At 53.3% G+C, this 22,679-nt stretch carries 18 protein-coding genes; 10 read left to right on the forward strand and 8 right to left on the reverse strand.

Going from position 1 to position 22,679, the window contains the following annotated elements; translation table 11 throughout:
- Nucleotides 1-304, reverse strand: a 304-nt coding sequence (locus ACMZ66_RS15710; protein WP_416938487.1) for a twin-arginine translocation signal domain-containing protein, incomplete at its 3' end; no start/stop codon positions are given.
- A gap of 224 nt (nucleotides 305-528) precedes the next feature.
- Between ACMZ66_RS15710 and ACMZ66_RS15715 the strand changes: the two genes are divergently transcribed.
- The 7 genes from ACMZ66_RS15715 to ACMZ66_RS15745 all read left to right on the forward strand — a co-directional run bounded on the left by ACMZ66_RS15715 (nucleotide 529) and on the right by ACMZ66_RS15745 (nucleotide 7,442).
- A complete protein-coding gene (locus ACMZ66_RS15715) occupies nucleotides 529-1,422 on the forward strand; it encodes a LysR family transcriptional regulator (protein WP_416938489.1) in 894 nt (297 codons plus the stop codon).
- 89 nt (nucleotides 1,423-1,511) lie between these two features.
- The gene (locus ACMZ66_RS15720) at nucleotides 1,512-2,360 is read left to right on the forward strand and encodes a putative hydro-lyase (protein WP_416938490.1); all 849 of its coding nucleotides are present in this window, start codon (nucleotides 1,512-1,514) and stop codon (nucleotides 2,358-2,360) included.
- A gap of 42 nt (nucleotides 2,361-2,402) precedes the next feature.
- Entirely contained in the window at nucleotides 2,403-3,455 is a 1,053-nt protein-coding gene (locus ACMZ66_RS15725; RefSeq protein ID WP_416938492.1) for a TRAP transporter substrate-binding protein, read from the forward strand.
- A 27-nt stretch (nucleotides 3,456-3,482) separates the two neighbouring features.
- Entirely contained in the window at nucleotides 3,483-4,031 is a 549-nt protein-coding gene (locus ACMZ66_RS15730; protein WP_416938494.1) for a TRAP transporter small permease subunit, read from the forward strand.
- Nucleotides 4,028-5,308 (forward strand): TRAP transporter large permease, encoded by a 1,281-nt coding sequence (locus ACMZ66_RS15735; protein ID WP_416938495.1) that lies wholly within the window; start codon nucleotides 4,028-4,030, stop codon nucleotides 5,306-5,308. Before ACMZ66_RS15730 ends, ACMZ66_RS15735 begins: the two co-directional genes overlap by 4 nt.
- A gap of 134 nt (nucleotides 5,309-5,442) precedes the next feature.
- Nucleotides 5,443-6,126, forward strand: a complete 684-nt coding sequence (locus ACMZ66_RS15740; RefSeq protein WP_416938497.1) for a DUF2848 domain-containing protein — start codon at nucleotides 5,443-5,445, stop codon at nucleotides 6,124-6,126.
- Between the two features lie 47 nt (nucleotides 6,127-6,173).
- Nucleotides 6,174-7,442 (forward strand): amidase family protein, encoded by a 1,269-nt coding sequence (locus ACMZ66_RS15745; protein ID WP_416938499.1) that lies wholly within the window; start codon nucleotides 6,174-6,176, stop codon nucleotides 7,440-7,442.
- A gap of 79 nt (nucleotides 7,443-7,521) precedes the next feature.
- On the opposite strand, the gene ACMZ66_RS15750 is transcribed toward ACMZ66_RS15745, so the two are convergent.
- The 5 genes from ACMZ66_RS15750 to trxB all read right to left on the reverse strand — a co-directional run bounded on the left by ACMZ66_RS15750 (nucleotide 7,522) and on the right by trxB (nucleotide 15,686).
- Entirely contained in the window at nucleotides 7,522-7,992 is a 471-nt protein-coding gene (locus ACMZ66_RS15750) for a Dps family protein (protein ID WP_416938501.1), read from the reverse strand.
- A 169-nt stretch (nucleotides 7,993-8,161) separates the two neighbouring features.
- Entirely contained in the window at nucleotides 8,162-10,231 is a 2,070-nt protein-coding gene (locus ACMZ66_RS15755) for an elongation factor G (RefSeq protein ID WP_416938503.1), read from the reverse strand.
- Nucleotides 10,232-11,096: 865 nt separating this feature from the next.
- Nucleotides 11,097-12,497, reverse strand: coding sequence for an adenylate/guanylate cyclase domain-containing protein (locus ACMZ66_RS15760; protein WP_416938504.1), 1,401 nt, complete (start codon nucleotides 12,495-12,497; stop codon nucleotides 11,097-11,099).
- 986 nt (nucleotides 12,498-13,483) lie between these two features.
- Nucleotides 13,484-14,410, reverse strand: a complete 927-nt coding sequence (locus ACMZ66_RS15765; protein ID WP_416938506.1) for a LysR family transcriptional regulator — start codon at nucleotides 14,408-14,410, stop codon at nucleotides 13,484-13,486.
- Between the two features lie 325 nt (nucleotides 14,411-14,735).
- Nucleotides 14,736-15,686 (reverse strand): thioredoxin-disulfide reductase, encoded by a 951-nt coding sequence (trxB, locus tag ACMZ66_RS15770; RefSeq protein ID WP_416938507.1) that lies wholly within the window; start codon nucleotides 15,684-15,686, stop codon nucleotides 14,736-14,738.
- A gap of 345 nt (nucleotides 15,687-16,031) precedes the next feature.
- On the opposite strand from trxB, the gene ACMZ66_RS15775 reads away from it, so the two are divergent.
- From ACMZ66_RS15775 to ACMZ66_RS15785, 3 genes are all read left to right on the forward strand, one after another.
- On the forward strand, nucleotides 16,032-16,517 hold the full coding sequence (locus tag ACMZ66_RS15775; protein WP_008889517.1) for an Lrp/AsnC family transcriptional regulator: 486 nt from the start codon (nucleotides 16,032-16,034) through the stop codon (nucleotides 16,515-16,517).
- 310 nt (nucleotides 16,518-16,827) lie between these two features.
- Nucleotides 16,828-17,136, forward strand: a complete 309-nt coding sequence (locus tag ACMZ66_RS15780) for a hypothetical protein (RefSeq protein ID WP_416938509.1) — start codon at nucleotides 16,828-16,830, stop codon at nucleotides 17,134-17,136.
- Nucleotides 17,137-17,177: 41 nt separating this feature from the next.
- Nucleotides 17,178-18,641 (forward strand): methyl-accepting chemotaxis protein, encoded by a 1,464-nt coding sequence (locus ACMZ66_RS15785; RefSeq protein ID WP_416938511.1) that lies wholly within the window; start codon nucleotides 17,178-17,180, stop codon nucleotides 18,639-18,641.
- A gap of 126 nt (nucleotides 18,642-18,767) precedes the next feature.
- Here the strand turns inward: ACMZ66_RS15785 and greA are convergent, their stop codons facing one another.
- Nucleotides 18,768-19,241, reverse strand: a complete 474-nt coding sequence (gene greA, locus ACMZ66_RS15790; protein ID WP_416938512.1) for a transcription elongation factor GreA — start codon at nucleotides 19,239-19,241, stop codon at nucleotides 18,768-18,770.
- 104 nt (nucleotides 19,242-19,345) lie between these two features.
- Nucleotides 19,346-22,588 carry a carbamoyl-phosphate synthase large subunit gene (gene carB / locus ACMZ66_RS15795; protein WP_416938514.1) on the reverse strand — a complete coding sequence of 1,081 codons (3,243 nt, stop codon included), beginning with the start codon at nucleotides 22,586-22,588 and terminating at the stop codon, nucleotides 19,346-19,348.
- Nucleotides 22,589-22,679: the final 91 nt, after the last annotated feature.

Genomic DNA, 22,679 nt, shown 5'->3' on the forward strand with positions numbered 1-22,679 from the left:
CCTGGGCTGCCTGCGAGATCGACTTGTGCGATCCGAATTCATAGAAGTTGTTATAGGTCAGCGCCTTGGCCTTTTCGGTCAACTCGCGATCGACCGTATAGGCCGGGTTGCGATCAACCGGATAAAGGTCAGCGGTGGAGCCTGATCCTTGAGCCAGCGCACTGCCAAGTGGAAGGCTTGCTGCGGTTGCGCCAATGGAACCTGCAGCGATCCCTTTTAGAAACTGCCTGCGATTTTGGTAAATCGCTTGTGGTGTTGCGTCTCGTTCGGGGATTTCCCAGCCCTTCTTGCGGCGTATCAGCATAGCGTCCTCCAATTGCGCGACTTTTACCAATGTCCTTGCAAATCCTGCTTTGGGCAAGTCACGCCTCGGTGATCACAGAGTGAAATCGGATTTGCTTTGTGGTCGTGCTTTGCTTTCATACGCGCACAGACAGCAATCTGATCAAAGAGTTGATCAAATGATCGTGCAGAGTGATCGGTTGGTGGCTAAAGTGAATTCAAACAACATAGTTGAGGGTGGTTTACGTGTTTGAGTTCAAGGATATCGAAATACTCCAAGATATCGTCAAGGCTGGCGGTTTCCGGGCCGCAGCGCAAAAGTATAACCTGTCTCAGTCGGCGATCTCATCGCGAATTTCGGCATTGGAAAAGAAGCTTGGCATCATGCTGTTTGACCGTAGCAACCGTCAGGTACGCCTTACTGCTGCGGGTTTGCGGTTTATCGAGGAGGCCCAGCGTCTATCGCGGGCGCGCGATCGCATTTGGCAAGAACTTACCCATCCTGGGGAGCTGAGTGGGACCGTAAGGATCGGGGTTGCCGAAACCATCGTCCATACGCTCCTGACCGACATGCTTAATAAGCTTAAAGACGACTATCCCAAAGTCCGGTTCGAGCTTTCTGTTGATACGTCTGGACAACTGAGCAAGTCACTTGAGGACGACGAGGTCGATGTTGCGATTATGTTGCGCGAATTGGTGCCGCAGGGCGCGGTTGCAGCTCCGCTAAAGCCAGTGGAGTTGGGATGGTTTTGTGCTGAAACGATGGAAATTGGTGATGCGCCGCTGTCGCTGAGCGATCTTGCCATGCATGCCATTGTCTCTTTTCCAAAGGGAACACCTCCATTTCGTGAGCTTGAGAGCATCTTCGCGGCACCGGATATTTCGCAACCTACGTTGCATGGTTCTGCATCACTTTCAACCGTAAAGCATCTTGTCGCCGGGGGATTTGGGATCGGCGTTTTACCAAGTTTGATGGTCAAAAATTCTGTTTGGGATGAACACATTAAGCCGATACCTGTGAGCCAAGATGCTGCGCTGACGGCCCTGCATTTTGTCATCACATATTATCCGGAGCGGAACCGGGAAATTGGAGCAGCGGTTCAGGACGCTGCCAAATTGTTTGATCAAAGTGATCTATAAAAACGATCAAAAAGTTCTTTAAATGATTTCTTGACAAGATCGGTCTGAGTTCTCAATCTTTGAAAAGAGGCAGAGAATGGGACTGAAAAATGAACGCGTCAAAAAGCGCCACCTGTTCCGTTGAAATCGCAAAAGAAGCCATATCGTTGATGACGCCACAGGCGTTGCGTAAGGCGATCCGTAGCGGTGAACACACTGGGACGACCACTGGTTATTCATCGGGTTATCTGCAGGGGAAATTTGCGATCCTGCCGGTGGAATATGCTGATGAATTCCTACAGTTTTGTGCAAGGAACCCGAAATCTTGTCCGTTGATTGGCATGTCCGAGCCGGGATCACCCTATATCCCGGATTTGGGCAGGGATCTTGATATCCGCACAGATTTGCCCGGCTACCGTGTATTTCGCGGTAGTAGAGAATACACCACGACATCCGACATCTCAGATGTTTGGCGCGATGACCTAGTGACGTTCGTTCTGGGATGCTCATTCTCGTTTGAGGCGGCAATCACCCGAAGCGGCGTGTCCTTACGGCATATGGATGCGAACCGAAATGTGCCGATGTACGTGACCAATATTGAAACAGCTCCTGCTGGTAGGTTCCACGGGCCGCTGGTGGTTTCGATGCGGTCATTCGCACCCGGCGATGCAATCCGGGCCATTCTATTCTCCGACAGATATCGACTGGCCCATGGTGCACCGATTCACATCGGTGATCCGACCCAGATCGGTATCACCGATATCCTGAAACCGGATTTTGGAGATGAACCCGTCATCAATGAAGGGGACATCCCGGTTTTTTGGGCGTGCGGCGTCACGCCACAGATGGCAATCCGTAATGCGTTGCCGGATTTTGCCATTACGCATGAACCCGGGCTGATGCTTGTGACCGACGTCCTGGCAGAAGCCGCGGAGTTTGCTCTTCAGAAAAAAAACTGAAGCAAGACAATCATAAACGACAAATCAGAGAGGACTAATCGAATGAAAAAGATGGTTTCTTCCCTTTTGGCAGTGTCCGCGTTTGGCGCAGGTTTCGCTGTCACCCCCGCCTTTGCCGAGGACCTTTCGGTGGTCGGCAGCTGGAGCAGCCTGCCACTCTACAAACAGTACGAAAGCCCGTTCTGGACCGAGACACTTCCAGCTGATTCTAAAGGTGACATCAATGTCCAGATGACCACCCATGATCAGATGGGTATTGGTGTTGGCGATGTTTTCCGTCTACTCAATGACGGTGTTTTTGATGTCGCGATGACGGTAGGTGATTACGCCGTTGGTGATGCGCCAGAGCTCGAAGGACTTGACGTGCCGCTGGTCGCCAGTACGGCTGCCGAAGCACAGGCAATGGTGGATGCCGCCCGTCCGATGGTGGATGACATCTTTGCTGAGCGCTTCAATTCCAAAGTTCTTGCGATTGCACCATATCCGCCGCAGGTCGTTTTCTGTGCTGGTGAAGTAAATTCGTTGGCCGACCTTGCTGGAAAGAAAGTCCGTGGTTCGGGTCGTATGACTACCAAGTTCCTTGAAGCACTCGGCGCGAATGGCGTGAATGTCGCTTTTTCGGAGGTTCCCGGCGCGCTTGAACGTGGCGTGATCGATTGCGCCGTTACTGGCGCGGGTTCGGGATATAGTGCCGGTTGGTGGGAAGTATCGGACCATCTGATGACCATTCCGCTGGGCGGCTGGGATCCGGTTGTCACTGCTATGAACATGGACAAGTGGGACAGTCTGAATGCGGATCAACAGGCCTTCATCATGGATGAAATCAAAGGCAAGTTTGAAGCACCGGCGTGGGCTTCAGCTGCCAACGCATTGAAAGATGACGTTGCCTGTCTGACCGGGAACGGAGATTGTCCGGCTGGTGATCCGGCCAGCATGACGCTGGTTGAGGTGTCTGAGGCAGATATCGCCAAAGCAAAAGACATCCTGACCGCCACGGTTCTGCCGGAATGGGTGGAACGCGCAGGCAAGGATTGGGTCGCGCGCTGGAACGATAGCGTAGGCGCGACCGTCGGTGTTACCGTACCGCTCGACTAATTTGTGTGGATGGCGGAGACCGACATCGTGACCCAGAACCTGATTGCGGCCATCCGCCGCACAAACCGCTTCATCGCGTTGCTCGTCGGACTGGTTCTGACGGGCAGCGTGATCCTGATCATTGCCGAAATTCTGTTGCGTGAAGTGGGTGTTTCACTTGGCGGCGCGGAAGAAATTTCAGGTTATGTCATGGCAGGTGTCGCAAGTTGGGGGCTGTCCTACGCCCTGACGGAACTTGCGCATGTACGAATAGATCTGATCCGTTTGCGTTTGCAGGAACGTGGCAAAGCGCTTTTGGACTTGTTGTCGATTATTGCCCTCGCGGCTATTGCGACAATCGTTGCCGTGCAATGCTGGCCGGTATTGTCAAAAACGATCGAACGCGGATCAACGGCAAATACGCCGCTTGAAACACCGTTATGGATCCCTCAAGTCATTTGGTTTTCAGGTTGGGTGTGGTTCGCACTTTCTGCCTGTGCTCTGGTTCTTTTGACGTTGCGGTTATTGATGAAGCGCGATCTTGAACAGGCAGACATGCTGGTTGGTGCGCGCTCCGAACTGGAGCTGGAATCATGATATTCGCCGTCACTGCATCCCTTCTTGGCCTGTTGGCCTTGTCTATTCCTGTCGGTATCGTCCTGTTCATGCTTGGCATCGGGGTGGATCAGTTCTTTTCACCATTTCCGTTGTTGCGTGGCCTGGGGCAAGTTGTCTGGTCGTCGTCCAATTCATCAACCCTGATTGCCATTCCGTTCTTTGTTCTTTTGGGCGAAGTGCTGGTCCGTGGCGGGATTGCGGCAAAGACCTATGAGGCGCTCGACAAGTGGTTCTCTTGGCTGCCCGGTGGGTTGATCCACGCAAATATCGGCACTGCCACGATGTTTTCGGCAACATCGGGTTCGTCCGTTGCAACGGCAGCGACGGTTGCAACTGTTGCCATGCCGCAGGCGGAAAAGCTTGGCTATGATCCGAAGTTGTTTTCTGGCGCAATTGCTGCTGGTGGGACGTTGGGTATCATGATCCCCCCTTCGATCAACCTAATCGTTTACGGCTTTTTGACGGAAACATCTATCCCGCGCTTGTTTCTTGCGGGGCTCGTGCCGGGGCTTGTGATGGCGATTGCATTCATGCTCGTGACCGCGATGTTGTGCAAGGTAAAGCCATCGCTTGGCGGACAAAGCCGATCCTTTAGTTGGGCCGAACGTATCGGAAGCCTGCAGCATCTTGTGCCGATCCTGATCCTGTTCTTTGTTGTGATCGGGTCCATTTATGCGGGTTGGGCGACACCAACTGAATCCGCTGCCGTCGGTGTTGCGATTGCAATGTTGATTGCCGCCTTCAGCGGAGGTGTATCGCGCGACATGTTCCGGATGTGCTTGCTTGGAACAGTTCGGATTACGGCGATGATCATGCTGGTGATTATCGGCGCTTATTTCTTAAACTTTACCCTGACCGCAGCCGGCATGGGGCGCGAACTTGAAAACCTTCTGGTTGGTCTGAACCTGAGTCCGATGGGCACCCTTCTTGTGGTGATTGTTCTTTATATCGTGTTGGGTTTCTTTATCGAGACGCTGTCATTGATGGTTGCGACCATTCCAATCATCGTGCCGATCATGACCGGTATGGGCTTTGATAAAGTCTGGTTTGGTATCCTTCTGATCGTCCTCATTGAAATGGCTCTGATAACGCCACCGGTTGGCTTGAACCTTTATGTGGTGCAAGGCGCGCGGAAATCCGGGCGATTGACTGAAGTCATGCTGGGTACCATCCCGTTTGTTCTGGTGATGGTGGCGATGATTATCGGATTGGTCTTCTTGCCCGATCTTGCGCTTTTCCTGCCCGACTATCTCTAGGTCGATAGTCGGGACAAGGACTTCTTTGAAAATGTATGCGGCTGGATGGACCGGGATTACCCGGTCCTAACGCCCGACCTTTGCCTGAAGCAAGCGGTCGGCGATCACGCTGCCAGATGGAACTGGATTTAAAAATGCAGATGAAATTCACTTTGTCGGATCACGAAATCAACTTTGAGATTGCCCATTGTACGGTGGCTGGCTGGACCGGTCGGGATGCCGCTGCCATCCAGCATCACATTGATGAACTGGCTGCCATTGGCGTGAAACCACCATCAAGCGTGCCGCTCTATTATCGTACGGCATCGGGCATGGTTACTCAGCAAGCTTCCATTGAAGTTGTTGGCACGGGTACATCGGGCGAGATTGAGCCGCTTCTTATTGCCGATAAAGGTGTTCTCTATATCGGGCTTGCCTCTGATCACACAGACCGTGAACTTGAAGCGCATTCTGTGGCTCTGTCCAAACAGATATGTGAAAAGCCGGTCGCACGGGAAGTGTGGCGCTTTGACGATGTCAAAGAACATGTCGAACAGATCGAAATGCGTTCCTGGATTCAGGAAAAGGACGGCGATGAATGGGTTGCCTATCAGGAAGGTACGGTTGCGGCGATCCGGCCATTGATTGATCTTATAACGGGATCGGGGCTGATGCATGCGGCTGATGCAGGCAAAGCGTCTGTAATGCTGTGTGGAACGCTTGGTGCAAAGGGCGGTGTGCGCCCGGCCAAAAGATTTAAAATGGCGTTGCATGATCCCGTGCTTGATCGCACCATCGAGCATGCCTATGAAATTAAAGTGTTACCGGAAATTGCTTAAGGCAGTTTGCACACAAGAACAGAAAAACAACAGGACGAGGCACCCAAATGGGCGTGATGATCGACAAGGCAAAAGCGGCAATCGAAAAGGTCAATGAACTTGGCGATCTCAAGGGCAAGATCTTTACCGAGTTTGATCCTGATCGCATCCTGGCTGCGGCCCATGCAGCAGAAGAATTGGCCGCGTCCAATCCCGGTCCTTTGGCCGGGATGTTGATATCGGTTAAGGACCTTTATGATGAAGCAGGCCAGGTGACGTCGGCAGGATCGCTGCTTTTGAAGAACCGTGCACCAGCCAAACAAGATTCCGAAGTTGTCCGTCGGGTGAAGGAAGCCGGGGCCATTCCATTTGGCAGAACGACGCTGAGCGAGTTTGCCTATTCCGGTGTCGGGTTGAACCCGCATTATGGAACGCCGGGCAATATCTTTGACCCGGAAGGCATTCCCGGTGGGTCGACATCGGGCGGTGGGCTTACGGTCGCGCATGGATTGGTCGAATGTGCGCTTGGTACCGATACCGGCGGATCGATCCGTATTCCATCGGCGATCAACGGGCTCTATGGCTTTAAGCCAAGCCGCCTTTCAGTGCCCGGTGATGGCATTCATCCGCTTGCCAAAAGCTTTGATACGCCGGGACCACTTGCAGCTGATCTCGATACCGCGATCCGGGTATTTGAAGTGATTTCGGGCCAGACGGTTCCAGTCCCCGCGCCAGAGGCAAAGCTTCGCATTGGTGTGCCAAGCAACGCCTTTGTTGATGATCTGGATGATCGGGTGAAAGCCGACTTTGCCATGATGTGCGCCAAGCTGCGTGATGCCGGGCATGAGTTGGTCGAGCTTGATTTTGGCTTCATTGCCGAAAACGCGGTCCTGAACAAAATCCTTGTCGCATCCGAGGCGCACGCGATCTATTCGCCGCATTTCGAGGAGCTGGAAACCTGTGGCGATCCGATTGTTCTGTCACGCATGCGGTTTGCCGATACGCTCAGCAAGGATGACGTGATTGACGCCTATGCCAAGCGCACCGATCTGATTGCGCGGTTTGGCTCGGCCATGGCGGATGTGGATGTGATGATCGCACCGACGCTGCCACGTATGGCCCCCAAGATTGCCGAGGTCGAAGCCGATTTCATCGATCACAATGTCACGATGCTGCGCAATACCGGCTACCTGAACCTTGTTGATGCCTGCGCGCTTTCGATGCCGGTTCATATCGATGGGCAGGTTGTGCCAGCGGCCTTGATGATCGCGGCCCCCCATGGGCATGACAAAAAGGTGCTGATGGCAGCACATCTTATTAATCCGCTGTTTGGCTGAGGGTGCCAGACATCAGGAAACAAAAACGGCCCGGAGTTTTCCGGGCCGTTTTGCGCGCATGGCGTATTTTGGTGTCGGCTTAGCCTTCAAGCAGGGAACGCAGCATCCAGGCGGTTTTTTCGTGAACCTGAATGCGGGTGGTCAGAAGGTCTGCCGTGGCATCATCATCTGCGCTATCACAAATCGGATAAAGCGAACGCGCGGTTTTGATCACGGTTTCATGGCCGGAAATCAGCTGGGTGATCATGTCCTTGGCAGCGGGCACACCTTTTTCTTCCTCGATCGAAGACAGCTCGGCATAGGCCGAGAAGCTAGCCGGGGCAAAGGCACCGAGCGAGCGAATACGTTCGGCAATTTCGTCAATCGCGGTCGCCAGTTCGGTGTACTGTTCTTCGAACATGGTGTGCAGGGTCTGGAACATCGGACCGGTCACGTTCCAGTGGAAGTTATGCGTCTTCAGATACAGCGTATAGGAATCAGCCAGAACACGGCCAAGGCCGTCGGCGATTGCGGTACGGTTGGTTTCGTTGATGCCGATATCGATCTGCATATTCATCTCCTTTATCGGGCGGGGGAATTCCCGAAGGTTAACTCTCTCTATCTCGTTAAAGAGAGTATGAAACATGCGAAAACGTTACGCCAATCAATCGTTTAATGATTTGTAATAGATCAATTCTATTACAAAAAGTGTGGTTATTTCCGGCACTTGGCCAATGTCTTCATTTGCCACCTTTTTGATGTTGAGCAACGACGCTGTCAGCCTGCTTTCCGACCAGCTCCTGCATGTGGGAATAGGTTCGATTAAAGAAGCCTGTTCCTTGTGTCAGGGATCTGAGTTCGGTGACCATATCGGCTGTTTCTGACGTTGGTATTTGCACCTCGATCTCATCCCAACCCTGCCAGCCATCCTTTGCCATGAAGCCAAGGATCTGTCCGCGCCGCGTGCTGACCAGACGTTGCGCCTTTGAGGTAAAGTCAGACGGGATCGAAATCGTGCATTTATCAATCGGCTCCAAAAGGATCGGGCCTGCATCCTTTAACGCCTCGCCAATTGCGATGCGTCCGGCCATCTGGAATGCCTGATCGGAGCTATCGACCGTGTGATAGGACCCATCCACCAGCTTGACCGCAACATCAATCACCGGGAAGCCAAGCGGACCGGATCGCAAGCCATCACGCACACCCTTTTCCACGGCCGAGATATATTGCCGCGGGATTGCCCCGCCAACGATATGTTCGCTGAAGTCAAACCCTTCGCCGCGTCCCTGTGGGCGCAGCTCAATTGCGGCATCACCAAACTGACCATGGCCGCCCGTTTGTTTTTTATAGCGCCCGCGCGCATTGGCGGGTTTGCGGATGGTTTCCTGATAGCCGGTCAAAACCGGTGCAGTCGTGATTTCCAGATGATAGTGCGAAGCCAGGAGGGCCAAGGCACATTGCAGATGAATGTCGCCCTGACCGGCCAGAACAAGTTGGCCGGTACTTTCATGATGACCAAATCGGATGGATCGATCCTGCTCGCAAAGATGGCGCAGTGCTTCAGTCAGTTTGACGTCATCACCGGGTTTAGTGACCTCAAGCCCGGTTTCATAAAGGGCCGTTAGCGGATCGGGCCAAAGGTTATCAAGCATATCCGCGCCACGGAACACCATACCGGTTCGTGCATGTTCCATGCGGGGTAGACCGACAACAGCACCTGTCACGCCAAGATCAAGCTTTTCATGTTTATCGCCATAGACGCTGCAAAGACCCGATGCCTTGTCTTGCCCGACGGGATCGCCGTTTTTGATCTGACCGGAAAGCACGCGGGCAAAACAAAACCGCCCAGCATGTGACAAATGGACGGTTTTAAAGATTTGCAGAACAGTTTGGTCGGGGGCTGGATCAATGCCCAGACGGTGCGCGCAAACGTCCGAGCAGGGGGCATCATGGCGCAGTGCCTTGAGCAATCTGATAATGCCATGATCGCGTTCGGCAGAGCCAAAGAAGACCGGCACAATCAGATCATTCGCAAGATCGCGTTCAAGATTGTCATAGATGGTCTCGGTCGCGGGGTTTTGATCCTCCAGGATTTGTTCAAGTAGACTGTCGTCAAAATCGGCCAGTGCTTCAAGCAGGCCTTCGCGGGCTTCGCTTTCGCGGTCTGCGATGTTGGATGGCATCGTAATCAGCTTGGAGGGTTGCCCTTCAAGATACTGATAGGCCCGCTCAGAGACGATATCGACAAAACCGGTGATATGTTCGTCCGGTGAATTACTGTCGCGGATCGGAATTTCGCGCATCAATAACGGCCGTTCCGAGATTGACTGAAGGGCTGCAAAACTATCGCGCAGACTGATGCCGGCATGATCGGTCTTGTTGATGAAAATCAGATGCGGGATGCGGTTGCGATCAAGGAATTTAAGCGTGGGGGCAACGGTCATGACACGCGTTGGATCGGGATCAACGACAACAATTGCCACATCACAGATCATCGCCGCTTCGCGCGCATCTTGGGCGAAATCGACCGAACCCGGACAATCAATGAAGTGCCATTCTTCGCCCAGATAGGTGGTTTGGGCACAGGTAAGCTCGGTACTCATTTCACGGGATCGGGATTTAGGGCTGTTATCGCCAACCGTGTTGTGATCGCGAATGGTGCCCTTTCGGTGAATGCGACCAGTGGCGGCAAGCAGGCTTTCAAGAAGGGATGTTTTGCCACTGGAATAGGGGCCGATCAGGGCGGCGACCCTTGGCGGGTGACCTTTGGCGGCGGGGGTGTCGGATGTCGAACGGGCGTTGTTGGGCATTGGCATCTCCTTGACCAAGAAGACCGATATCCCATGGAGCCGGAAATCACGCTGTCATCGGTTCCACGCTGCTGTCGCGGTGGGCAGCCGGTCTGGACGTTTCAGATGCCCGGTTTGTCCGGGTTTTATTCTGTGTTGGCGTCTTTGTTGGTGTTTGGGCCGGGCTTTTCCGGCAAGGCCACGCAAAACACGTCGTGCGGCAAGAAGATACACGTGCGGATTGCGCAGCAGATCGAAACACTCCCTGAATAGATCAGGCTTGAGACCAATAGTATCAAGGGGTTGCTTTTGATCTGCCTTCATTTGACCATAATTCGCCCCGAAATGGCCCAATCAGTCCTGTTTTCCCGCCTTGATTACAGAGCATCTTCTCAAGTGTCAGCCGAGGACGCGGTCAGCAAACTTTGTCCCCCCTCACGATGCTGAACCGCCTGTTTTCAGGTTCGTTCCCCCACCTGGAATGCCGCGGCTGACTAGGTCTCCCCAAGACCAAATGACCCCGAATAAGTTGGGGGCGGGTTTTTCCCGCCCCTTTTTTTTTATGTAGTGATCTGGGCGATCAATCATTGGATTGGGGATGGTATATTCTCGATGCCTCATTTGCCCCAATTCGCCCCCAAATGGTCATCAAAGACCGTTTTTTGAGCCGTATTTCAAAGGCATATTCCTAACTGTCGGATGCGAAAACATCGATGCAGTGCACTCCCTCACGACGCATCGAGACCCGGATGGACGCTCTTCTCCCCGAAGCGTCATGCACCCCACGGGTAAGGCACCGCATCTGACCGGTCTCCCCAAGACCATCTGTCCCCAAAGGCCCGGGAGAGCTTCTTGCTCCCCGGGCTTTTAATTTGTCTGGTTCAGATCAGGCAGGGTTGTTTGCGTTGGCTGTGAACGGCAGGGGATCACTTTCGGGTGCTTCTGAAGCGGCATTCTTTATCGGATCGATGCTAAAGACACGGGTTGGCTTTTCGCGCCCACGTACGGTTACTTCATCGCGTGCGGTCCAGTTCGGGATGTCATCATGGTTGCCGCAGGCTTTGACCGTATCCTCGGTCGCAAGGATGTAGCAGCCAAACTGCTTGTTCAGGGTTTCAAGTCGGGATGCGATATTGACGTTGTCGCCATGCACGGTGAAGGTCAGGCGATCTTCTGAGCCGATGGCACCAATCACGATCTCGCCGGTATTGATCCCGCAACGCGTTTTGATCTTGTCACCAAAACTGTATATCCGGCGTTCAGAGACTTCCTGAATGGCAATGGCGGTTCGAACCGCGTTTAGCGCATGGTCTGTATCGGGTTTGACCGCGTTAAAGGTGATCAGCATGGAATTGCCTTCAAACTGCGTAATCACCCCGCCAAAGCGCGATATAATGGCATTGGTCTCGGTGAAATATTCATTGAGCATGGTGGCAAGCTCTTGCGGGCGGAGCTTTTCCGAGATGGACGAAAATCCTTCGATGTCGGTAAACATCACCGTGGCAACAACCGCGTCGCCATCACCGGGTTTGATTTGTTGTTCCGCATGGGTGATACGATCGGCAATTTCCGGCGATACAAAACGCGACAGATCGCGTGCGGCAATTTCGTCGGTCACGGCCCGGATAAAGGATCGCTTGGCCCGCATGACGGCAACTGCCAGAACGACTGATACCAGAACAATGGCAATGATCTTGTCGATCTCGGCCCCGATCAGGATCGAGTTCGACGTGAGATAGGTGACATAATCACGCGTGATCATGCTTTTGCCGCCCTCACTCCAAAGAACGTAGCCCGTCAGGATCAGCCAGCCCGCCGATGCGGTGGCCCCGGCTATCAGGATATAGCGCGGATCAAAACGCAGACTGCGAAGCGTGATGAAGATAAAGACATACATCACCGTGGGGGCTTTGAGATAAAAGCTCGCGGGTTGCTCATACTGGATATGGAAGCTCCAGATCAGCACCATCAAAAGCCCGATATCGACAATCACCGAGGTTGTCAGAAACCAGTTGGTCAGGGCATGACGATAGGCAAGGGCAAGCCGTTTGAGGGTAAACAGGTAATAAAGTCCCAAGGCCCATGGGACCGGCTGAAATCCGTTCATGGTCGCCGTGCTTGGCGAAACCGCATAAAGAACGCCAAAAATCGTCACCAGCAATAGCTGAACCCAACCGATCAGCTTTTCACTGTCATATTGCTGCTTCTCGATGACGGCCTGAACGCGTTCGGGCAGGTGGCTGTCGGTTTTCTTGCCAAATAGGAAGGCACTTAGCGTGCTTCGCATGATGTCGTGTCCCGATTGTTCTGATTGGCGCCATGATTACGGATGGCACAACAACCATAGTGCGGTCTTCGCTATACGTTGCCAAGTCGCGATGGGATGAATTCTGATCACGGCTGCGTGCAGCTAGCCCCGGTTGCCGGCAAAAAGGCAAAAAAAAGCCGGGCAACAAATGTGCCCGGCAAGTTTATCAGGGAGGCTTCACGTCTGGGAGACGTAGGACCCTTCGCAGGGCCCTGGGTAAGCCGGACAGGGCGTCCGGCTAAGACCGAAAATTCGGTCAGGGAGAAAACTCTGTACCGCGGTGCGGTGTGTACCGCTGCGGTTCGAGAGGGAAGATAGCGTTTTTGACGGCGAAGACCACTGCCAAATTGCTTTTTCAGCCATGCAATTTCTGCATAAATGTTCGGTGATCCAAAAAATCGAATTAATACACTGAAAATAAACAGAAAAATTCTATCGAAAACGAACCTTTTGCTTATATAGCGTCATTTGGGGGCGAGATTTATTGTGCAGGAGCAAAAAAAATGCCGGTAGCAGGGGGGCGCTACCGGCAAAGATCAACAGGGAGGCTTACGTCTGGGAGACGTACGGAATCTTGGGGAGATTCCAATGCCGGATATCGTACCGGCGGACGGATCATGCGGAGATCAGGGAGAGTTGAAGCGATCTCGCTTTCGCGTCTGCTCACAACTTCTGATGCAAATATACGTACGCTTATCTCTAATTTAAAATAGAATAAGATCAAACCAACCATGCGCTAGGCGCATGGCAAAAAAATGTCAGTAATTTTAAGACATTATGACAGGGCGGCGTCATTTTGCGCGCTGGTGTCTAAAACGTGATTGGATAATCACGCGCTGATGGTTGCGATTTTATGCATGAAACCCATGGTTGGCGTTTTGGGCGGTAAACCTTCGATTTGGCCCCAAACGCAAAACGGCCCGGCAATGCCGGACCGTTCAAAACCGATATAGGGGAATCGGTGCCTATTTCTTGGCTTCAGCCGTGGCAGCGGCGGCTGCCTTTGCCTTTACTTTGGTGATTTCCTCTATCAGGAAGTCACGGAACACGGCGATACGCTTGGAATGACGCAGTTCTTCCGGATAAACGAAATAGGCATCAAAGCTCGGCCCTTCGAGTTCGGGCAGGATGCGCACCAGATTGCTGTTGGTCGGCAACAGGTAATCGGGAAGTGCAGAGATCCCAAGGCCTGACTCGGTCGCACGGAAAATGCCATAGATATTGTTCAGCTTCAGGATCGGCCGCATGTCGGGCTTGAACTGCTGGGCTGTTGCCATCATCCAGTTAACGTTGGAGACCGGCGGGCGGGCATCCGCACCATAGATAATCAGCCGGTGATCCTTAAGATCTTCGGGCGATTTGGGCATGCCGTACTGTTTGATATATTCCGGTGATGCGAAGACATGGTAGCGCAGCGTCATCAATTGGCGCTGAACCAGATCAGCCTGACGGGGCGGCTGCATGCGAATGGCAACGTCTGCCTCGCGCATGGCAAGGTCGAGTTCCTCGTCATTAAGCACCAGCGACAGTTCGATTTCCGGATAGCGTTCCAGGAAGTCATTGATACGCGGGGTCAACCAGGTCGAGCCAAAGGCAACCGTGGTGGTGACTTTCAGCGGGCCGCTTGGGCGTTCCTTGGATTCGCGAATACGCGCCTCTGCCATGGAAAGCTTGGCAAACACATCATGGGCAGTGCGATAAAGAAGTTCACCCTGTTCAGTCAGGATAAGGCCACGGGCATGGCGGTGGAATAGCGGGACCTTCACGCTTTCTTCAAGTGCGCTGATCTGTCGGCTAACAGCCGACTGACTCAGATTAAGGTTTTCCCCCGCATGGGTGAAGCTTCCGGCTTCCGCAACAGCGTGAAATACACGCAGCTTGTCCCAGTCCATAGACCTGCTCCTAGATGTCACTGCCGCACGGTCGCTGCGTCAGTCCCCTGATAATATGACTCTTCTTTTATGGGCAATTTAGTTTCAACACTGTTAAGTGCGTCACAGAAACGACCCATCCGCATTTTGAGTTATTAAATCAATATGAGGCCTGCAGCATTTTCTGCAAGCAGGCATTTTCCCATGACTTGATTTCACAATGCGCCTTTTCTTGTGAAAAGTCAGGTAATTGGTGGGGGGCGCCTAGTTTGGAACCATTAAAAAAGGGGATACCAAAAAGCATCCCCTTTGAAGTCCATGATCGCAAGATCAGCTGATTTGAAGATCAGCCTTCGTGTTCTGCGATGAATTTCTCTGCCTCAAGAGCTGCCATGCAGCCCATGCCAGCAGCCGTTACGGCCTGACGGTATACTTTGTCGGTAACGTCGCCTGCGGCAAAGACGCCCGGAACGTTGGTAACGGTGCTGCCCGGTTTGACCAGAACATAGTTCTCGTCATCCATGTTGACCTGGCCCTTGAAGATGGCGGTTGCCGGATCGTGACCAATGGCAACAAAGAAGCCGTCTGCCGGGATGTCGGTGACTTCGTCGGTTTTGACGTTGCGGACACGAACCGCTTCAACACCATCCATCGGGCCATCGCCACCAAGAATGTCGTCAACAACGCTGTCCCAGACCACGTCGATCTTTTCATGTTTCAGCAGACGATCCTGCAGCATCTTTTCAGCGCGCAGTTCATCACGACGGTGGATCAGGGTCACCTTGGAGCAGATACCAGCAAGGTAAAGGGCTTCTTCAACGGCGGTGTTGCCACCACCGACAACCGTGACCGGCTTGTTGCGATAGAAGAAACCGTCGCAGGTCGCGCATGCCGAAACACCACGGCCGTTGAATTTCTCTTCACCCGGAAGGCCAAGCCAGCGTGCCTGTGCACCGGTCGAGATGATAACGGTTTCAGCGATATAGGTATCGCCGGAGTCGCCTTTGCAGACGAACGGACGTTTTGAGAAATCGACTTCGGTGATCAGGTCATGCACCATTTTGGTGCCGACATGTTCGGCCTGTGCCTTCATTTGATCCATCAGCCACGGACCCTGAATGACATCAGCAAAGCCCGGATAGTTTTCGACATCAGTGGTGATCGTCAACTGGCCGCCCGGCTGAAGGCCCATGACCATCATGGGTTCAAGGTTCGCACGAGCAGCATAGATCGCAGCGGTGTACCCGGCAGGGCCGGAGCCAATGATGAGGACTTTGGTCTGATGTTCCTGGGCCATGTTCTTTGTATACGTCCGAGATGAATAAAAACAGAGGTCGAACATATGAGCAGACCGGGCAAGACGCAACCGCTTCACGCAAAGTTTGAATGCCTTGTTTGGCGTTTTTTGAATGGTGAAATTCTACGTCCGAGACAGGTAGATTTCTTATGGCTTTGATGTGTAGCGAAATGGTGGGTGTTGCGCGGTCGAAAACCGGCCAAAAAGCAGATTTTTCAGCATTTTCAGTTACGGCATCCAAGCACAAGATTGCATTCTTGCTCGGATTATATTATTGCCAGCAACTTGCCTCGCTGTAATATTGTTTCAAACGGGGTAACTTTCGCGCACAGAATCGAGGAATAAATGCAACGGGTCAAACTCGACAAGATCGACCGCAGAATTCTGCGCGATCTACAGGAAGATGGCCGCATGACCAATGTGGAACTTGCTCGTCGTGCAGGTATCTCGGCCCCTCCCTGTTTGCGTCGTGTGCGCGCATTGGAAGAAACCGGCTTTATTCAGGGCTATCACGCGGATGTCGATGCGCAGGCGCTCGGCTATAACGTCACCGTGTTTGCCATGGTTGGTCTGGCAAGTCAGGCCGAACATGATCTGCGCGCGTTCGAAGCCCGTGCCGCGGCCTGGCCCGAAGTTCGCGAATGCCACATGGTCGCGGGTGAAATGGACTTCCTTCTAAAGATCGTCTCGCACAGCTGGGATGAATATCAGAAGTTCCTGACCACCGAGCTGACCGTTGCCGAGAACGTCAATCACGTGAAATCGGCCCTGTCGATTCGAACCGCGAAAAACATGCCTGGCGTTCCGATTGATATCGAAGTCGAAGACTGATCTTCGAAAGCCACATCCGACGACAATGAAACCGGTACTGATCAGTGCCGGTTTATTTGTTTGTGGGCAAATTTGCGTGATCCAATTGCACGCGCCTGCGTATTAAATGGCAGGGCAAACGCGCCACAAATCCCATCCGATTTTAGCGTGAGAAGAACAAAGCTCACTAAACGTATGAGGGAAGATGCTTGTAAAGCGCATCGGCTTTTCATACATGGTGAGATACCTATCCCTAAGGTGTGGTATATATATGTAAGGGTAATAATTGGAAGCGTTCAAAACCCTCCCGAAAAGCGGGGAAAACCCGTTAGTGGAAGAAAATGGTTGGTCTGGTATTCTGCCGACAATGGCGTTCGCGTTATGCGGCGTTTTGTTGCTGGTGGTTCTATCCTATCGTCCGACATCTGATCTTAAAGGTGTCGGGATGGTATTCCCGTTTTCCATGTCAGAAGACGAAATCCTGTCGCATGTCGGTGCATCCGGTGGCCGTGTTGCGAGGTTCGGGGGCTTTGGGCATATGGCTGTTGTCATTAATGACGATGGTACGGTGCCAAAAGCCGAGGATTACGGCGCGTTGTTTACCCTGTCTCCGCTGATTGTCTCAGCATGTTTTGATTAAGGCTGCGCTACCAAAGCCTTTTGACATCCAGGTGTCCGTCCATGGAAAAGCTTCTCGAAATTCGGGCTAACGCCCTTAAGACGCTGTTTGTCATCATTGCCCTGCATATCCCGCTTAGTGGTATTGCAGGTTACTTTGCAAGCAATGATGCAATGTCGCCCCTGATCGCCAGCGCAATCTTCGCCGTCATCGCGTTCCTGGTTTATCGAACCGCCGGTGAGCAGGCGCAGATTTCGCGGTTTATTGTTGCCTCGGCCATGATCTTACAGGTCGCGGTTCTGGTCTATGCCTTCCGCGGGCATCATTGGCAGATCGATATTCATATGTACTTCTTTGCAGCCCTGGCTGTGCTTGGCGCGCTGGTCTGTTGGAAGACAATTGTTGTGGTGACAGGTGTCATTGCACTCCATCACCTGATCCTGAACTTTGCTGTTCCGGCCTGGGTTTTCCCGGAAGGTGGCCAGTTTGCCCGCGTGGTGTTGCATGCGGTTGTCGTGATTGTTGAGGCCGGCGTTTTGATCTGGTCGTGCAAAAGCCTGTATTCGACTTTGGCCAATGCAGAAAACGCACGTGCGCAGGCCGAAAAGGCGGCAAAGGCCGCCGAAGATTTGGTTGCGCAGAACGAACATCTTCGTGCGCAACGTCGTGCCGAACGTGAACGGTTCAAGACCGAACTGGCCGATCAGATCAGCAAGCTGATTGGCAAGTCTGCCGGGGCGGTGGATGATGAGTCTGTTCAGCTGCAAAAGCGCGCACAGAAAATGAATGACCGTGCAAATGTTGGCCGCGAAGCATCTGTCGGTGCGGTCCATGCAGCCGAAGAAACATCACAGAACGTGCAATCAGCAGCATCTGCAGTCGAAGAAATCAACGCATCGGCTGATGAGATCTCGCGTCAGATCGAACGTGCACGTCAAATCACCGATAACGCAGTTTCACGTTCTTCAACAGCTAGCGAACGTATTGAATGGCTGTCCAATGCCGCGGACAAGATCGGTGAGGTGGTCAATCTGATCACGGATATCGCATCGCAGACCAACCTTCTTGCGCTAAACGCAACGATCGAGGCAGCCCGTGCAGGTGAAGCTGGCAAAGGTTTTGCCGTTGTCGCAAACGAGGTCAAAAACCTTGCCAATCAGACCGCACGTGCAACCGACGAAATCGCACAGCAGATTTCCGAAATTCAGGCGGCGACAGGAGATTCCGTATCCGCCGTTCAAGGTGTTTCGGAAACCATCGGCGATATGGTCGAGGTTGCTGCAACCATCTCAACCACGATGGAACAGCAGCAAGGTGCAACGCGCGAGATTGCCCAAAGCCTGAACGTCACGGTGGACGCAACACGTGATTTGTCTGATCTGATCCATCAGCTGTCCCAGATTTCCGAGGAAACCGGTGAAACCGCGACCGAGCTTCTTGGCAGTGCAGACCATCTGGGCCGGGAGGCAACCGACCTTAACCGCAATGTTGATGTGGTTCTGACCCAGTTGGCCAAAGCTGAGTAATCAGCAGGTCGGATCTGAAACGATAAAAGCCGGGTGAAAGCCCGGCTTTTTTATTGGCTGTGATCAAGGCATAAAAAAACGGCCCGCAATGCGTGGGCCGTTTCCTTTGATAAGTTGTTTCCCGGGTTACGAGAAATCGACCTTCAAAATTTCATAGCTCTTGGTGCCGCCCGGAACGGTGACCTCGACGGAATCCCCAACAGACTTGCCAATCAACGCACGGCCAATCGGCGACGTGGTCGAAATACGGCCAGAATTGATGTCAGCCTCGATCGGGCCAACAACCTGATAGGTGGTTTCTTCGTCGGTATCTTCGTCAACGATCTCAACCTTGGCGCCGAATTTAACAACGTTGCCGGCAAGTGACGGAACGTCGATAACTTCAGAGCGGCTCAGCACGTCTTCGAGCTCGGCAATACGACCTTCGCAGAAACTTTGGCGTTCGCGTGCAGCATGATATTCGGCGTTTTCCGAAAGATCACCATGCTCGCGTGCTTCCGCGATTGCCTTGATGATTTCAAGACGTTCGACGGATTTGCGATGCTTCAGTTCTTCTTCGAGGCGCTGATGCCCTTGCGGGGTCATTGGTACTTTTTCCATCGCGCTCACAGCCTATTCTTATTAGCGGTCGATACTACAAAATCAACCGCCCGGCATTTACCGCCGGGCGGTTTAAACTCGTCAGTCGGGTTCGGTTAGGAACCTCAGTACTTGTCCCCAAGATATTCCTGAACCGGACGAACTGCAAGTGCGCCGCGTTTCAGGTTGTCGATGGCCCGCAGGGTAGCGCGCGCACCGGCGACAGTGGTGTAGTACGGAATATCATCGGTCAAAGCGGTACGGCGGATCGAGAAACTGTCGACCACTGCCTGTTTGCTTTCCGTGGTATTGAATACCAGGTTGATATCGCCGTTCTTCATCATGTCCACGATATGGGGACGTCCTTCCTGTACCTTATTGACCGGGGTAACGTCCAGCCCTTCTTTTTCAAGAGCTTCGGCGGTACCGTGGGTGGCAACCACGCTAAATCCAAGTGCAATTGCATCGCGTGCAAGTTGAACTGCAGCGGGCTTATCGTGATTTTTAACCGAGATGAAGACCTTGCCACCAAGCGGCAGGGAATGGCCAGCGGCCATCTGTGCCTTGGCGAATGCGCGGCCAAAATCGGTGTCCAGACCCATGACTTCACCGGTCGAACGCATTTCCGGGCCAAGCAAGGTGTCGACACCCGGGAAGCGGTTGAACGGAAGGACTGCTTCTTTGACAGCGATATGCTTGAACGGACCGTGATCAATGTCAAAGTCGCCCAGCTTCTCGCCAGCCATGATACGTGCGCCGATCTTGGCAATCGGGTTGCCAGTTGCTTTTGCAACGAACGGAACCGTACGCGAAGCACGCGGGTTCACTTCGATCAGATAGATGGTGTCATCCTTGATCGCGAACTGAACGTTCATCAGGCCAACAACATTCAGTGCCTTGGCAAGCTGAACGGTCTGCGCTTTGAGGCGTTCAATCATCGCTTCATCAAGCGAATATGGCGGCAGCGAACAAGCAGAGTCACCAGAGTGAATACCCGCTTCTTCGATATGCTGCATGATGCCTGCGACAAAGACGTTCTCGCCATCGGAAACCGCATCGGCGTCAATTTCGATTGCATCCTGAAGGAAGCTATCGATCAGAACCGGGCTTTTGCCAGAAACCTGAACGGCTTCGTGCATGTAGCGCAGCAGATCATCGGTGGTGTGAACGATTTCCATCGCACGGCCGCCAAGGACATAAGACGGGCGAATAACGATCGGGTAACCGATGCCTTCGGCAATGGCGACGGCTTCGTCAACCGAACGTGCAATGCCGTTTGCCGGCTGTTTCAGGCCAAGCTTGTGGATCAGGGCCTGGAAACGGTCACGGTCTTCGGCAAGGTCGATGCTGTCCGGGCTGGTGCCGAGGATCGGAATACCTGCCTTTTCAAGTGCGGCGGACAGTTTCAGCGGGGTCTGACCACCATACTGAACAATCACACCAAGCAGCTCACCCTTGGACTGTTCAAGCTGGCACAGCTCGATCACGTCTTCGGCGGTCAGCGGCTCGAAATACAGACGATCGGAGGTGTCATAGTCGGTTGAAACCGTTTCCGGGTTACAGTTGACCATGATCGCTTCGATGCCAGCTTCCCGGAGCGCATAAGCTGCGTGCACACAGCAGTAATCGAACTCGATGCCCTGACCGATACGGTTCGGGCCACCACCAAGAATGATGACTTTCTTGCGATCGGTAACTTCTGCTTCGTTCTCTGCTTCAAAGAAGCCGTCACCTTCATACATGGAGTACATGTAAGAGGTGCGTGACGGGAATTCGGCAGCGCAGGTATCGATACGCTTATAAACCGGGCGCAGGCCAAGTGCCTGACGATCAGCGCGAACTGCGTCTTCTTCTTTGCCAGCAAGTTCCGCAAGACGCGCATCAGAGAAGCCAAGTTTCTTCAGACGCAGCAGTTCTTGCTTGTCGGTCGGGATGCCGTTTGCGCGAACTTTTTCTTCTTCAGCAACCAGCATTTCAAGCTGCTTGAGATACCAGGGGTCAAACTTGGTTGCCGACTGGATTTCTTCAAGCGTCATGCCGTGACGGAACGCCTGTGCAGCGTAAAGGATACGGAACGGGATCGGCTGGGTCAGCTGAGCGCGGATCGCGGCCTTGTCCGGTGCGCCTTCGATTTTGACTTCGTTCAAACCGGTCAGGCCGGTTTCCATTGAACGAAGACCTTTCTGAAGGCTTTCGGCAAAGCTGCCACCGATCGACATGGCTTCACCAACCGACTTCATCGCAGTACCCAGAAGCGGTTTTGCGCCCGGGAACTTTTCAAAGGTGAAGCGCGGGATCTTGGTGACGACATAATCAATGGTCGGCTCGAACGATGCCGGGGTCACGCCGGTAATGTCGTTATCAAGTTCATCAAGGGTGTAACCAACAGCAAGTTTCGCTGCGATCTTGGCGATCGGGAAGCCGGTTGCCTTGGATGCCAGGGCCGATGAACGCGACACACGCGGGTTCATTTCAATAACGATCAGACGACCGTCTTCCGGGTTTACGGCGAACTGAACGTTCGAACCACCGGTATCCACACCGATCTCACGGAGCACGGCAAGCGATGCGTCACGCATGATCTGGTATTCTTTGTCGGTCAGGGTCAAAGCCGGGGCAACCGTGATCGAGTCACCGGTATGAATGCCCATCGGATCGACGTTTTCGATCGAACAAATGATAATGCAGTTATCCGCGTTGTCGCGAACAACTTCCATTTCATATTCTTTCCAGCCCAGAATGGACTCTTCGATCAGAACCGTGTGGGTCGGCGAAATTGCCAGGCCGTTGCGAACGATCTGTTCGAATTCTTCACGGTTATAGGCAATGCCGCCGCCTTCACCGCCAAGGGTGAAACTCGGACGGATGATCGCCGGAAGGCCGGTGATCTCAAGCGCCTTAACGGCGTCTTCGAAGGTGCGAACCATCGCAGAACGCGCGCTTTCAAGGCCGATCTTGTCCATCGCATCGCGGAACAGCTGACGGTCTTCGGCCTTTTCGATGACGTGCTTTTTCGCACCGATCATCTCAACGCCGTATTTTTCCAGTGTACCGTCATCATGCAGGGCAAGGGCTGTGTTCAGAGCCGTCTGACCACCCATGGTCGGCAGGAGCGCGTCCGGGCGTTCCTTTTCGATGATCTTTGCGACCATCTCAGGTTTGATGGGCTCGATATAGGTTGCATCGGCCAGGTTCGGGTCGGTCATGATGGTCGCAGGGTTCGAGTTGACCAGAATGACGCGGTAACCTTCCTCTTTCAGGGCTTTACAAGCCTGGGCACCGGAATAGTCAAACTCGCAAGCCTGACCAATAACAATCGGGCCGGCGCCGATGATGAGGATTGATTTGATATCTGTACGTTTCGGCATGTCGTTTTCCGCTTTTCGCAAGGGCAGGCGCGCGTGCTGCACCGCCTCGTTTAAGTCCGTTAATCGCGTATCTTTGGAGCGTGTCTCGATC

The sequence above is a fragment of the Thalassospira sp. genome (genome assembly GCF_048059015.1).
In the GTDB taxonomy this organism is placed as follows: Bacteria; Pseudomonadota; Alphaproteobacteria; order Rhodospirillales; family Thalassospiraceae; genus Thalassospira.